The 14,187-nt window shown below is 64.5% G+C and carries 10 protein-coding genes and 1 pseudogene; 10 read left to right on the forward strand and 1 reads right to left on the reverse strand.

Translation table 11 applies throughout. The annotated features are described in order from the left end of the window. Window positions 1-1,317 carry an MFS transporter gene (locus GLR48_RS18510; RefSeq protein ID WP_237063706.1) on the reverse strand — a complete coding sequence of 439 codons (1,317 nt, stop codon included), beginning with the start codon at window positions 1,315-1,317 and terminating at the stop codon, window positions 1-3. 190 nt (window positions 1,318-1,507) lie between these two features. On the opposite strand from GLR48_RS18510, the gene cyoA reads away from it, so the two are divergent. From cyoA to GLR48_RS18560, 10 genes and pseudogenes are all read left to right on the forward strand, one after another. Next, on the forward strand, window positions 1,508-2,650 hold the full coding sequence (cyoA, locus tag GLR48_RS18515; RefSeq protein ID WP_237063708.1) for a ubiquinol oxidase subunit II: 1,143 nt from the start codon (window positions 1,508-1,510) through the stop codon (window positions 2,648-2,650). Between the two features lie 11 nt (window positions 2,651-2,661). After that, complete coding sequence (gene cyoB / locus GLR48_RS18520) at window positions 2,662-4,668, forward strand: cytochrome o ubiquinol oxidase subunit I (protein WP_237063710.1); 2,007 nt, start codon at window positions 2,662-2,664, stop codon at window positions 4,666-4,668. A gap of 3 nt (window positions 4,669-4,671) precedes the next feature. Continuing rightward, complete coding sequence (cyoC, locus tag GLR48_RS18525; RefSeq protein ID WP_237063712.1) at window positions 4,672-5,292, forward strand: cytochrome o ubiquinol oxidase subunit III; 621 nt, start codon at window positions 4,672-4,674, stop codon at window positions 5,290-5,292. Continuing rightward, window positions 5,292-5,645, forward strand: coding sequence for a cytochrome o ubiquinol oxidase subunit IV (gene cyoD / locus GLR48_RS18530; RefSeq protein ID WP_237063713.1), 354 nt, complete (start codon window positions 5,292-5,294; stop codon window positions 5,643-5,645). Before cyoC ends, cyoD begins: the two co-directional genes overlap by 1 nt. A gap of 10 nt (window positions 5,646-5,655) precedes the next feature. Then, window positions 5,656-6,411, forward strand: a complete 756-nt coding sequence (locus GLR48_RS18535; protein WP_237063715.1) for an SURF1 family protein — start codon at window positions 5,656-5,658, stop codon at window positions 6,409-6,411. Then, window positions 6,408-7,724 (forward strand): ATP-binding protein, encoded by a 1,317-nt coding sequence (locus GLR48_RS25985; RefSeq protein ID WP_237063723.1) that lies wholly within the window; start codon window positions 6,408-6,410, stop codon window positions 7,722-7,724. The genes GLR48_RS18535 and GLR48_RS25985 overlap by 4 nt, the downstream gene beginning before the upstream one ends. Continuing rightward, entirely contained in the window at window positions 7,687-8,220 is a 534-nt protein-coding gene (locus GLR48_RS18545; protein WP_237063725.1) for a response regulator transcription factor, read from the forward strand. The genes GLR48_RS25985 and GLR48_RS18545 overlap by 38 nt, the downstream gene beginning before the upstream one ends. Before the next feature lie 109 nt (window positions 8,221-8,329). Continuing rightward, window positions 8,330-9,484: a lytic murein transglycosylase gene (locus GLR48_RS18550; protein ID WP_237063727.1), complete on the forward strand. Its 1,155-nt coding sequence runs from the start codon at window positions 8,330-8,332 to the stop codon at window positions 9,482-9,484. Window positions 9,485-9,761: 277 nt separating this feature from the next. Then, window positions 9,762-10,862, forward strand: a pseudogene (locus GLR48_RS18555) (efflux RND transporter periplasmic adaptor subunit); the annotation flags it as partial. Between the two features lie 207 nt (window positions 10,863-11,069). Further along, window positions 11,070-14,180 carry an efflux RND transporter permease subunit gene (locus GLR48_RS18560; RefSeq protein WP_237064599.1) on the forward strand — a complete coding sequence of 1,037 codons (3,111 nt, stop codon included), beginning with the start codon at window positions 11,070-11,072 and terminating at the stop codon, window positions 14,178-14,180. Window positions 14,181-14,187 lie beyond the last annotated feature (7 nt).

Raw genomic sequence — 14,187 nt, forward strand, 5'->3', positions numbered from 1 at the left:
CTAGTCCGCGTATTCCAGATGCGTGGTGACCCACAGTGCGATGAAGGTGCAGACGGCCCCCGACAACAGGTAGGCGCCGCTGCTCCACAATCCGAAGGACGATGACAGCAGCAGGGCCACGCCGGGGGCAAAGCCTGCGCCGAACAGCCAGGCAATGTCGGACGTCAGCGACGATCCCGTATAGCGATACTTGCGGGAAAACCGCACGGCGACGGCGCCGGAACACTGGCCAAAGGACAGACCCAGCAAGGCAAAGCCCGTGAACATGTAGACGACCTCGCCCGCGATCCCGCCGCTAAGCAGCGATGGCGCGAACAGCGCATAGATGCCGATCGCCACTGCACAGACCGTCAGCAGGCGCAGCCGCCCGAACCGGTCGGCAAGGACGCCCGACAGCAGGATGGCGAAGAAGCCGATGACGGCGCCCAGTATCTCGATCACGAGGAAATCGGCAGGGCTGTCGTTTGTGTAAAGAAACACCCAGGACAGCGGGAACACCGTCACCATGTGGAACAGCGCAAAGCTCGCCAGCGGTGTGAAGGCCCCCAGCAGCAGATTGCGCCCCTCGTTGCGGACGGTCTCGCTGACCCGGACGGGGTTCAGTTCGAGGTTGGCGAACTGGCGTTCATATTCCGGTGTCGCCACGATCCGCAGACGGGCGAACAACGCCACAACGTTGATCGCGAAGGCGCAGAAGAACGGATACCGCCAGCCGAATTCCAGAAAGTCATGCGCGCTCAGACGCGTGATCAGGAACAGGAACAACCCGCTCGCCACGATCATGCCCAACGCGGCCCCCAGTTGCGGCACCATGGCATACCAGCCGCGCCGACTGGGCGGTGCGTTCATCGCCAGCAATGATGCCAGCCCGTCCCAGGCCCCGCCCAGCGCCAGCCCCTGCCCGATCCGCAAGACGGCCAGAATGGCGATCGCATAGCCGCCCGCCTGATCGTAGCTGGGGGTGAAGGCCAGCGCCGCGGTCGACACGCCCAGCAGGAACAGCGCCGACGTCAGCTTGACGCTGCGGCCGAAGTTCTTGTCGATGCGGGTAAAGATGACGGTACCGAAAGGCCGCGCGATGAAGGCCAGCGCAAAGATCCCGAAGGAATAGACCGTGCCGTGCAACGGATCGGTGAACGAAAAGATCAGCGCCGGGAACACCAGCACCGAGGCGATGGCGAAAACGAAGAAGTCGAAAAATTCGGAGGTGCGACCGATGATCACCCCGATCGAGATCTCGCCGGGTTCCAGCGGCACGTCGGCGTGGTGCAGGGCGCGCGCGTCGCGTTCCGCAATGGTGGATGTGCTGTTGGTCATCGGTCGGATGCTCCGTTCGGTCAGATCGTGTCGGTCGGATAGTGTGGCTGTCTTGCGCCATTTGCGCGGTGCCGGGCATTGGACAAATTGTCCAATGTCGCATCCGCAGCATGGCCCCTATCTGGCAAGATACACCGCGACGGCAAACTGTGCTAGCCTGACGCGCACCGACCAACAGACAGGAAATACCTTGAAACGGCTTCGTCTTGCAGCATTGACCCTTTCCATTGCCCTTGTCGCGGCTTGCAAGCCGGTCGTCCTGGCACCTGCGGGCGACGTGGCCGCCCGGCAACGCGACGTTCTGGTGCACTCCACCTATCTGATGTTGCTGATCATCGTGCCGGTGCTGCTGTTGATCGCGTTTTTCGCATTCCGCTACCGTGCGTCGAACACCGACGCGACCTATGAACCGGAGTGGAGCCATTCGACACGGCTGGAGCTGGTCATCTGGGCAGCACCCCTGCTGATCGTCATCTGCCTTGGCGGCCTGACATGGGTCGGTACCCACCTGCTAGACCCCTACCGCCCGCTCGACCGCATCTCTGCCGGGAATGCGATCGGTGCGGATACCACACCGCTCGAGGTGGAGGTCGTGGCGCTCGACTGGAAATGGATGTTCATCTATCCGCAATACGGCATCGCCACGGTGAACGAACTCGCGATGCCCGTGGATCGGCCCGTGGCCTTCAAGCTGACATCTGACAGCGTGATGAACGCCTTCTACATCCCGACGATGGCCGGCATGATCTATGCCATGCCCGGCATGCAGACGGCCCTGCACGGTGTCATCAATGCCGAAGGCGTCTATGACGGCTTCTCCTCCAACTACTCGGGTGCCGGGTTTTCGGGGATGCGGTTCAAGGTGCACGCCACCGACGAGGCGACCTTTGACGACTGGATCGCCAAGGTACAGGCCGCCCCCGAACCGCTGGACGCGGCAACATACCTGACGCTGACAGAGCCCACGGAAAACGTCCCCCCCGCCTATTTCGGCAGCGTGTCGGATGAGCTTTACCACGACATCGTCAACATGTGCGTCACACCGGGCACCGCCTGCATGGACGAGATCATGATGCAGGACGCGCGCACCGCCGCCGCCGCACCGACGGACCACGGCGCCGGGCACGACATGGGCGGCATGACGATGGAAGGCCAGACGAAGCCCGCCGCCGACACCAGCGACACCCCCACGACCGCGTCCGAGGATACGGCGACGACGCCCATCGACCCTGACACTGCGCCGCCCGCGAGCGACCGTTTGCGGGGCCACGGATTGTCACGCGACCTGACGCCCTTCTTCGGCGACACCCCCGCTACCCAAGATAACCTCTGAACGGACTGACCATGACTTTGCCAGCGCAAGACACCGCAACCAGCATCCTGTTCGGACGCCTGTCCTGGGATTCGCTACCCTACGATCCGATCGTGATCGGCACCTTCATTGTCGTGATGCTGGGCGGGATCGCACTGGTTGCTGCCGTGACCTATTACAAACTGTGGGGGTATTTGTGGACCGAATGGTTCACATCCGTCGATCACAAGAAGATCGGGATCATGTACATGGTCCTTGGCATCGTCATGCTGCTGCGCGGCTTTTCCGACGCGATCATGATGCGCCTGCAACAGGCGATGGCCTTCGGTGGGTCGGAAGGTTATCTGAACGCCCATCACTACGACCAGATCTTTACCGCGCACGGCGTCATCATGATCTTCTTCGTGGCGATGCCCTTCATCACCGGCCTGATGAACTACATCGTGCCACTGCAGATCGGTGCGCGCGACGTGTCGTTTCCGTTCCTGAACAACTTTTCCTTCTGGATGACCGCCGGTGGTGCCGTCATCATCATGATGTCGCTCTTCGTGGGCGAATTCTCGACCGCAGGCTGGCTGGCGATGCCGCCCCTGTCGGGGATCGAGAGCAGCCCCAGCGTCGGCATGGACTATTACATCTGGGGCCTGCAGATCGCGGGCGTCGGCACGACGCTGTCGGGCATCAACCTGCTGGTCACGATCATCAAGATGCGCGCACCGGGCATGAGCATGATGAAGATGCCGATCTTCACCTGGACGGCGCTGTGCACGAACGTGCTGATCGTCGCCTCCTTCCCGGTGTTGACGGCGGTGCTGACGCTGATGACGCTGGACCGCTACCTTGGCACCCACTTCTTCACGAATGACGCGGGCGGCAACCCGATGATGTACGTGAACCTGATCTGGATCTGGGGCCACCCGGAGGTCTACATCCTGATCCTGCCGATGTTCGGCATCTTCTCCGAGATCACCTCGGCGTTCTCGGGCAAGCGGCTGTTCGGCTATACCTCGATGGTCTATGCGACCGTGACGATCACGATCTTGTCCTACCTCGTGTGGCTGCACCACTTCTTCACCATGGGATCGGGGGCCAGCGTGAACTCGTTCTTCGGGATCACCACGATGATCATCTCGATCCCGACGGGCGCCAAGCTCTTCAACTGGCTGTTCACGATGTACCACGGCCGCATCCGGTTCGACCTGCCGATGATGTGGACAGTCGCCTTCATGCTGACCTTTACGGTGGGCGGCATGACAGGTGTTTTGCTGGCGGTGCCGCCTGCCGACTTCGTGCTGCACAACTCACTGTTCCTGATCGCACACTTTCACAACGTGATCATCGGCGGCGTGGTCTTCGGCGCCTTCGCCGGGATGAATTACTGGTTCCCCAAGGCCTTCGGCTTCATGCTGAACGAATTCTGGGGCAAGGTCTCGTTCTGGTTCTGGGTCGCAGGCTACTGGTTCGCATTCACGCCGCTTTACGTGCTGGGCCTGATGGGCGTCACGCGCCGCACACGGGTCTTCGATGATCCCAGCCTGCAGATCTGGTTCGTGATCGCAGCCTTCGGCGCCGCCCTGATCGCCATCGGCATCGCGGCCTTCCTGATCCAGATCGCCGTGTCGATCCGCGACCGCGCCCAGAACCGCGACGTGACGGGCGACCCGTGGCAGGGCCGGACGCTGGAATGGGCGACCTCCTCGCCGCCGCCGGACTACAACTTTGCCTTCACGCCGGTCGTGCACGACATCGACGCCTGGCATGACATGAAGGTCCATGGCTATGAACGACCCACCGCCGATTTCGCGGCGATCCACATGCCGCGCAACACCGGCACGGGCGTGATCATCGCGGCCCTCTCCGTCGCCTGCGGGTTTGGTCTGATCTGGTATATCTGGTGGCTCGCGGCACTAGCCTTCATCGGCATCCTCGCAGTGGCGATCGCGCATACCTTCAACACGAACCGCGATTTCCACATTCCGGCCAAGACGGTGGCCCAGACCGAAGCCACGCGCACGCAGCTTCTGACCAGCGGGGCCTGAGACATGAGCACCACGACCATGACGGACGACGTCCGCAACTTTCACGCCGCCGAAGAGCCGCACCACCCCGACGGCCACAGCACCATGCTGGGCTTCTGGATCTACCTGATGAGCGACTGCCTGATCTTCGCAGTGCTCTTTGCGGTCTACGCGGTGCTGGGGCGCAACTTTGCCGGCGGCCCGGGGCCAAGGGAGCTGTTCGACCTCAGCCTCGTCGCCGTGAACACCGCGATGCTGCTGCTGTCGTCGATCACCTACGGCTTTGCGATGCTGGAAATGGCCCGGAACCGGGTCAAGCCGATGGTGGCCTGGCTGATCGTGACGGGCCTGTTCGGCGCGGCCTTCCTCGGGATCGAGCTGTACGAGTTCAGCCACCTGATCCACGAAGGCGCCACGCCGCAAAGCTCTGCCTTCCTGTCATCCTTCTTCGCGCTGGTCGGCACCCATGGGTTGCACGTGACCTTCGGGATCATCTGGATGATTACCCTGCTGGTACAGGTCGGCCGGTTCGGCCTGACCGATTTCAACAAACGCCGCCTGATGTGCCTCAGCCTGTTCTGGCACTTTCTGGACGTCATCTGGATCGGCGTCTTCACCTTCGTCTATCTGATGGGACTGATCTGATGAGCAGCCATGACACCCACGCCGATCACGGTCACGATGACCACGGCACGTTCAAATCCTATGTCACAGGCTTTTTGCTGGCCGTGATCCTGACGGTCATTCCCTTTTACGTGGTGATGACCGGGGGCCTGCCCAGCCGCGATCTGACCGTGTTCATCGTGCTGGCCACGGCCATGGTGCAGATCGTCGTGCACATGTACTACTTCCTGCACATGAAGCCGGGGACGGAAAGCGGCTGGTCGATGATCTCGTTGATCTTCACGCTGATCATTCTGGTCATCATGCTGTCCGGGTCGGTCTGGGTCATGTACCACCTGAACGCCAACATGATGCCGATGCAGCCGGACATGTAAGGCGCAGGCCATGTCGCTGCCCCCCGATGTCACCCCCCGGACCCGCCGGTCGCGGACAGGCTTCTGGCTGATCATGGGGCTGGGGGTGCTGCTGGTGGCCCTGTTCTGCGCCTTGGGCGTCTGGCAGGTCGAGCGTCTGGCCTGGAAGCGCGACCTGATCGCCACGGTCGATGCGCGTCTGGCGGCCCCGGCTGCTCCCGCCCCCGCGCCCGCGGCCTGGCCGCAGATCAACCAGACCGACGACCGCTACCGCAAGGTTACGGTCACGGGACAGTTCCGCCACGACGCAGAGGTGCTGGTGCAGGCGGTCACGGAATTGGGCGGCGGGTTCTGGGTGATGACGCCGCTGGTCACCCCGGACGGGACATGGCTGATCAACCGTGGCTTTGTTCCCGCCGACCGGCGAGACCCGGGGACCCGCGCAGCCGGGCAGATCGACGGAACGGTGACCGTCACCGGCCTCATGCGGATGACAGAGCCGGACGGCGCATTCCTGCGCGCCAACGCGCCAGACGAGGGGCGCTGGTATTCCCGCGATGTCGCGGCCATTGCGGACCGGACAGGCCTCGCCCTCGCCCCCGCCTTCATCGATGCGGACGCCACGCCGAACCCCGGCGGCCTGCCGGTCGGCGGCCTGACCGTCGTCGCCTTCCGCAACAGCCACCTGTCCTACGCCTTGACGTGGTTCGCCCTCGCTCTTGGCACCATCGCCGGACTGGTCATTCTGGTCCGGCAGGACCGCGCACACGGACTTGCGCGGCCGTGAAAACCACCCCTCCCACGGCGCGCGCGGTCGAGGCCGATCTGCGGAACCAGCACCTGCTGATCCAGCTGCGCTGGATCGCCATGGGCGGACAGGTGGCCACCATCGCGTTTGTCGCCCTCGTCCTGAAGGTGGATCTGCCGCTGGAGTGGATGGCCGCGACGCTTGCGGCCCTGCTGGTGCTAAACCTCGTCAGCCTTGCAGCCCTGCGGCGGGGACGCGTCCCTGGCGCCGCATGGTCCCTGATGATCGACGCGATCCTGCTGACCGTCCAGTTGGGCCTGTCGGGCGGCGCCACCAATCCGTTCACGGCACTTTACCTGTTGCAGATCACTCTTGCGGCAGTCCTGCTGCGCCCGCGCGACTGCTGGATCTTCATCGGCCTGACGGCGCTGCTGGCGGGCGCACTGACGATCATCTTCTTGCCGCTGCAACTACCAGACGACGAGACGATCTTCGGCGTCTATCTGATCGGCATGCTGGTGGCGCTGGTGATCGACGCCGTGTTGATCGCGGCCTTCGTCACCCGCATCAACCGCAACCTGCGCGACCGCGACGCGCGGCTGGCCGACATGCGCCAGCAGGCGGCAGAGGAAGACCACATCGTCCGCATGGGCCTGCTTGCCTCGGGTGCGGCGCACGAACTCGGCACGCCGCTGGCGCTGATTTCGGTGATCCTCAGCGACTGGCGCACCCTGACCGCCACCCGCGACGACGCCGACCTGCAGCACGACGTGGCCCAGATGCAAAAGGCCGTGGACCGCTGCAAGGGCATCGTGGGCGAGATCCTGCGATCCTCCGGCGAGACGCGCGGCATCGCCCCTGGTCCGTCCAGCGTGAACGCCTTCCTCGACGATCTGGTCGAGGAGTGGACCGAAAGCCGCCAGACCGATGCCCTGCGGTTCTACAACCGCGTCGCGGACGATGTGCCGATCCTGACCGACCCGTCGATCAAGCAACTGGTCACTGCCGTGCTGGACAACGCGCTGGAAGCGTCACCCACCCGCATCTACCTGACCGCGATGCGGCAGGACGACGCGCTGGTCCTGCGGATCGACGACCGCGGCCCCGGCTTCGATACTGAAGTCCTTGAGAAGTTTGGAAAACCCTACAATTCCACCAAGCCCGGCGCCGCCAAGGGCGTCGGCTTGTTTCTGGTCGTGAACGCGATACATAAACTTGGTGGAGAGGTGAAAGCGGCGAACCATCCGGCGGGTGGCGCCTGTGTGACGATTAGACTGCCGCTGGCCCGACTGGCCATGGCGAAAGGTGCAGCCGATGACCCCAGACGCACGGATTCTGATCGTCGAGGATGACGACGACCTTGCCCTGACCCTGCAGCGCTCGCTCGGGCGGCGCGGCTTCACGGTGGACCGCGTCGCCTCTGCAGACGCGCTGCGGGACTATCTGACAGCGGACAGTCCCAGCCACGCCGTCGTCGATCTGAAACTCTCGGGTGAATCCGGTCTCGTCTGTGTCGATGTCCTGCACAACCACGCGCCGGACATGCGGATCGTCGTGCTGACCGGATTTGCCAGCATCGCCACCGCCGTCGAGGCGATCAAGCTGGGCGCCTGCAACTACCTGACGAAGCCGTCGAATACCGACGATATACTTGCCGCCTTTGACCGCGTTGCAGGCGACGCAGAGGTGCAGCCGTCGCACCGGCCCACGACGATCAAGACCTTGGAATGGGAAACCATCCACCAGACGCTGGTGGATACGGATTTCAACATCTCGGAAACCGCGCGGCGACTGGGGATGCACCGCCGGACACTGGCCCGCAAGCTGGAAAAGCGGCAGGTCCAGTAGCCCCCCATGGGTTGTGACAATCCGCCGGTCCCAACCCCGGCAGCTTGCGGCCACAGAGGGTTTCGATAGGGTATCCGCGACACAAAAATCATAAAAGCGGATCGGCGGCATGCAGGCGACAAGACGGACATTCTCACTCGGGGCCGCGATGGCCTTTCTTGCGGCCTGCGGGGGCCGCACCACGGGCTTGGCTTTGACCAACGCCGGCCCGCGGGCGCCGGATCCGGTTATGGTGGCCGTCCCAGACGCCGGCTGGGATGCCTGGGTCGCAGCCTTCAAGGGGAGGGCGGCGGGGCAAGGCATTTCTCAGGCCACGCTCTCGTCATCCTTTGCCCGCGCGGGATTCCTGCCAGAGGTGATCGAAAAGGACCGCAACCAGACCGAATTCAGCCGCACGCTGGAGGAATATCTCGCCATCGCCGCCTCTGACGAGCGGGTCAGCAAGGGTCGCGCCAATTTTGCCCGCTACCGCGACGTGCTGGCGCAGATCGAGGCCCGCTACGGCGTGGAGGCCAACGTCGTCACAGCTGTCTGGGGTCTGGAAAGCATGTATGGCGAACGCAGGGGCAATGTCTCCGTCGTCTCGGCCCTCTCGACCCTGGGCTACGAAGGTCGGCGCGGCGCCTTCTTCGAGGATCAGCTGATCGCCGCCCTGCGCATCCTGCAGAACGGCGACACCACGCCGGACCGCATGACCGGCAGCTGGGCGGGCGCCATGGGGCACACCCAGTTCATCCCCACATCCTACCTCGGCTATGCCGTCGATTTTACCGGCGACGGGCGGCGCGACATCTGGGCGGACGATCCGACCGATGCGCTGGCCAGCACGGCCTCCTACCTCGCTCGGTCGGGGTGGAAAAAGGGTCAGGCCTGGGGCGGCGAGGACGGCGCGCCCGGTGCTGCCTTCGGCACCCGCCGCATCCAGCCGCAGCCCGGCGGACCCGTCTTCGTGGTCGGGCCGAACTTCAACGCGATCAAGCGCTACAACAACTCTGACAGCTACGCGATCGGGGTCGGGCATCTGGCCGACCGGATTGCCGGGGCCGGTCCGATCCGCGGCAGTTTCCCCCCCGACCGTTACGGCATGACCGCCGACCAGCGCGAACAGTTGCAAGTCCGCCTGACCGCCGCAGGGTTCGATACCGGCGGCACCGACGGCGTGCTGGGCGGCAAGTCCCGCGCCGCAATCGCGGCCTACCAGCAGCAGAACGGCCTGCCCGCGACCGGAGAGCCGTCTTTGGACCTGTTACGCCGTCTGGGCTGACCACAGAGCCAAAAAGGGGCCGCGGCACAGTGTCGCCGCCTGCGGCACCCTGACGCATCAGGCGTCGGTATCATACGAATGAGGCCGTGCAGACAGCGGCCCGCGTAGGAATGCACATGCCATGTGCGCGGTGCGCGGTGGCACCCCGCACGTTTTCAAGGCACAGAGCATGGCAATGCGCCGTCCGGACATTTCCCGACGCCCGGTGCGGTTGCCTTTGTGCCGGGCCGACTTAATCTTGGTCAGCCGCCACCCCATTTGAGTAAGGTTTTCCGTCATGTCAAAACGTCTTGTCCGCAGCTTTCTTGTCCTGGCGGCGGCAACCCTGACGGGCGTGGCCGCCCCCCTTGCGGCGCAGCAGGGTCAGGGCGACCGCCCGCCCGCCGCCGTGACCGTCGTGACGCTGAAGCCGCAATCCACCACGCTGACCACCACCCTTCCGGGCCGCGTCGCGGCCTCTGCCATGGCAGAGGTGCGACCGCAGGTGGCCGGGATCATCACCGAAGAGATGTTCGTCGAAGGCGCCCCGGTGGCAGAAGGCGATCCGCTCTACCAGATCGACCCGGCCAGCTATGATGCGGCGGTCAATCAGGCCGATGCCGCCGTGGCGCAGGCGCAGGCGCAACTGAACGCCGCCCTGAAATCCGCGGCCCGCGTTGACGAACTCGCCTCTCGCAACGTCGCCAGCACCGCCACCAAGGACGAGGCTGACGCCGCCCGCGCCAGTGCAGAGGCCAATCTGCAGGCCGCCCAGGCCCAGCGTGACGCCGCCCAGATCGAGCGTGACCGCACCACGATCCGCGCCCGCCTGTCCGGCGAGATCGGGATTTCCCAGACCAGCCCCGGCGCACTGGTGACCGCCAGTCAGGCCGCCCCGCTCGCCGTGATCCGCAATATCGACCCGGTGAACGTCGACGTGACCCAATCCGCCGCCGCCCTGCTGGAATTCCGGCGCAACACCATGGGTCAGGACGCGATGGACCGCGATCCGACCGTCAAGCTGACACTGGCCGACGGCAGCACCTTCGACCAGACCGGCAGCCTGACTGCGGCAGAACCAAGCGTGGACGAACAGACCGGCGTCGTCGTGCTGCGGATGCAGTTCGCCAACCCCGACAAGCTACTGCTGCCGGGCATGTACGTGCAGGTCGAACTGCCGACGCGCACGATCGACAACGTCTTCATCGTGCCGCAAGAGGCCGTCACCCGTGACCAGCGCGGCACCGCGTCGGTGCTGGTCGTCGGCCCCGACAATGTGGTCGTGTCAAAGACGCTGAACATCGTGACTGACAGCGGCGCCGACTGGATCGTCGATGAAGGTCTCGCCGCCGGTGACCGCGTGATCGTGGCGGGCCTGCAAAAGACTTCTGCCGGGGCCACGGTGACGCCGCAGGAACGCGGTGCCGCACCGGCGGGCGACGCGCCTGCCGTAAACGGTGCCCCCCGCTGCCCCAGAGGCCGCCACCGGCGACGCACCCGCCGCCGACTGATCCAATCCCGCGACGGGGCGCCGGCATATCGGCCCCCCACTTCACACGTCTGCCGGCCACGTCGTTCCGGATACATTTGTTTCGAAAGAGCTTTCATGGCCCGTTTCTTCATCGACCGACCGATCTTTGCCTGGGTCATTGCGCTGTTCATTTCGGGCCTCGGCGTGCTTTCGATCCTGTCGCTGCCGATCTCGCAGTATCCGCAGATCGCCTCGCCCTCGGTCTCGATCAACGCCTCCTACCCCGGCGCCTCGGCGGATACCGTCGCCAACACCGTGACACAGGTGATCGAACAGCAGATGACCGGCCTTGACGGGTTGCGTTACTTCTCGTCCAGTTCGTCGTCCTCCGGCGGCGCCAGCATCACCCTGACGTTCGAGACAGGCATCGACCCCGACATCGCGCAGGTGCAGGTCCAGAACAAGCTGTCGCAGGCCACAGCCCTGCTGCCGGAAGTCGTGCAACGCCAGGGCGTTACGGTGCAAAAGTCATCTTCGGGCTTCCTCATGGTCGTGGCGCTGATTTCCGAGGATGGCAGCTACAACGCGACCGACCTGTCGGACTATCTGGCCACCAACGTCGTCAATGACATCAGCCGCGTCGACGGCGTCGGCTCCGTTCAGGTCTTCGGCGCGCAATATGCCATGCGGATCTGGCTGGACCCGGCGAAGCTCGCGGCCTTCAACCTGACCCCGACCGACGTCGTGAACGCGGTGGCCGAAGAAAACGCCCAGATTTCCGCCGGCGCCTTTGGCAGCAGGCCGACCGTCGACGGCCAGCAATTGAACGCCACGATCACCGCCCAGTCCCTGCTGCGCACGCCAGAGGATTTCGAGCAGGTCGTCATCCGCGCCGAAACCGACGGCGGCCTCGTGCTGCTGAACGACGTGGCAAGGGTCGAGATCGGGGCCGAGAACTACTCCACCATCTCGCGCTACAACCGCTCCAACTCCACCGGCATGGCGATTTCCCTCGCACCGGGCGCCAACGCGCTGGATGCCGCCGACGCGGTCAAGGCCCGGCTGGAGGAGTTGTCGGACTTCTTCCCCGCAGGCGTGACCTACGTCGTCCCCTACGACACGACCCCCTTCGTGCTGATCTCGATCGAAGAAGTGGTCAAGACACTGGTCGAGGCCGTCGTGCTGGTGTTTCTCGTCATGCTGCTGTTCCTGCAGAACTTCCGCGCGACGATCATCCCGACGCTGGTGGTGCCGGTCGTGCTGCTGGGTACCTTCGGCATCCTCGCGGCTTTCGGCTTTTCGATCAACTCGCTGACGATGCTCGCGATGGTGCTGGCGATCGGTCTGCTGGTCGATGACGCCATCGTCGTCGTGGAAAACGTCGAACGCATCATGGAACAGGAAGGTGCCACGCCACTAGAGGCGACGCGCAAATCCATGGACGAGATCACCGGCGCACTGATCGGTATCGCGGTGGTGCTGACGGCCGTGTTCATCCCGATGGCCTTCTTCCCCGGATCGACCGGCGTCATCTACAAGCAATTCTCGATCACCATCGTCTCGGCCATGGTGCTGTCGGTCGTGATGGCGCTGACACTGACCCCTGCCCTGTGCGCCACGATGCTCAAGCCCAAGAAGGAAGGTAAACGCCGCGGCCCCTTCGGCTGGTTCAACGCAGGGTTCGGCAAGACGCTGTCAGGCTACGCAGCCAGCATCGGCTGGATCGTGCGCCGTCCGTTCCGGGTGGGTCTCGTCTACGTCGTGATCATCGCGGCGACGGTCTTTCTGTTCCTGCGCACGCCGGGCGGCTTCCTGCCGGAAGAAGACCAAGGCATCCTCTTTACCCTGATCCAGACCCCGACCGGTGCCACCGCAGAACGTACCCTCGACGTGCTCAAGCAGGTCGAAGATTACTTCATCGACAAGGAATCCGACATCGTTGAATCGACCTTCGGCGTCGTCGGTTTCAGCTTTGGCGGTCGGGGCCAAAACCAGGCGCTCGCCTTCGTCCGGCTCAAGGATTGGGAGGAGCGCACTGCGCCTGACCAGACCGTGCAGGCGCTTGCGGGGCGTGCCTTCGGTGCACTTAGCCAGATTCAGGACGCGCAGGTGTTCCCCATCGTGCCGCCCTCGGTCATCGAACTCGGCAACGCCTCCGGCTTTGACATGTACCTCGAAGCCCGCGCGGGTCAGACCCACGAAGAGCTTCTGGCCGCCCGCAACCAGTTCCTTGGCCTCGCGGCGCAAAGCCCGCTGATCGCCTCTGCCCGCCCGAACGGGCTGGAGGATGCGGCCCAGTTCAACCTCGACATCGACTGGCGCAAGGCCGGCGCCATGGGCGTGTCCGCGACCGACGTCGGCACACTGCTGACAACGGCATGGGCCGGGCGTTACGTCAACGACTTCATCGACCGGGATCGGATCAAGCGCGTCTATGTGCAGGGCGAGGCGGAATCGCGCGCGACGCCGTCGGATCTGGACAAGTGGCGGGTGCGCAACGACAGCGGCGGGCTGGTGCCGTTTTCCAACTTCTCGACCGCCTCATGGGTCTTTGGCCCGCAGGGCGTGAACCGCTACAACGGCATCCCCGCCATGCAGATCCAGGGCACGCCCGCGCCCGGCGTCAGCACCGGCGAAGCGATTGCGGAAGTAGAGCGGCTGGTGGGCGAGTTGCCTCCCGGCTTTGGTGCCGCATGGACAGGTCTGTCACTCGAAGAACAGCAAAGCGGCAATCAGGCGCCCCTCCTCTACGCCCTGTCGCTCGCGGCGGTGTTCCTCGCCCTTGCGGCGCTTTACGAAAGCTGGTCGATCCCCTTTGCCGTCATGCTCGCCATGCCGATCGGTGTGCTGGGCACGCTGCTGGCCGCCTGGATCGGCGGGTTCGAAAACGGCGTGTTCTTTCAGGTCGGCCTGCTGACGGTCATCGGCCTGACCGGCAAGAACGCTATCCTGATCGTCGAATTCGCGCGCGAACAGATGGAGGCCGGCGCGTCGGTCATCGACTCGGCGATCGAGGCGGCGCGCCAGCGCTTTCGCCCGATCATCATGACGTCTATGGCGTTCTCCCTCGGTGTCGTGCCGCTTGTGCTGTCGACCGGCGCAGGTTCGGGCGGACGGACGGCCATCGGTGCCGGCGTGCTGGGCGGCACCCTGACCGCGACGATCATCGGTGTGCTGTTCGTGCCGCTGTTCTTCGTCGTGATCGCCAAGCTGACCGGGGCCGGCAAGCCGAAGACGGACGCCTGACCGCCGC

Origin of the sequence: Loktanella sp. M215 (assembly GCF_021735925.1) — a bacterium.
Classification (GTDB): domain Bacteria; phylum Pseudomonadota; class Alphaproteobacteria; order Rhodobacterales; family Rhodobacteraceae; genus Loktanella.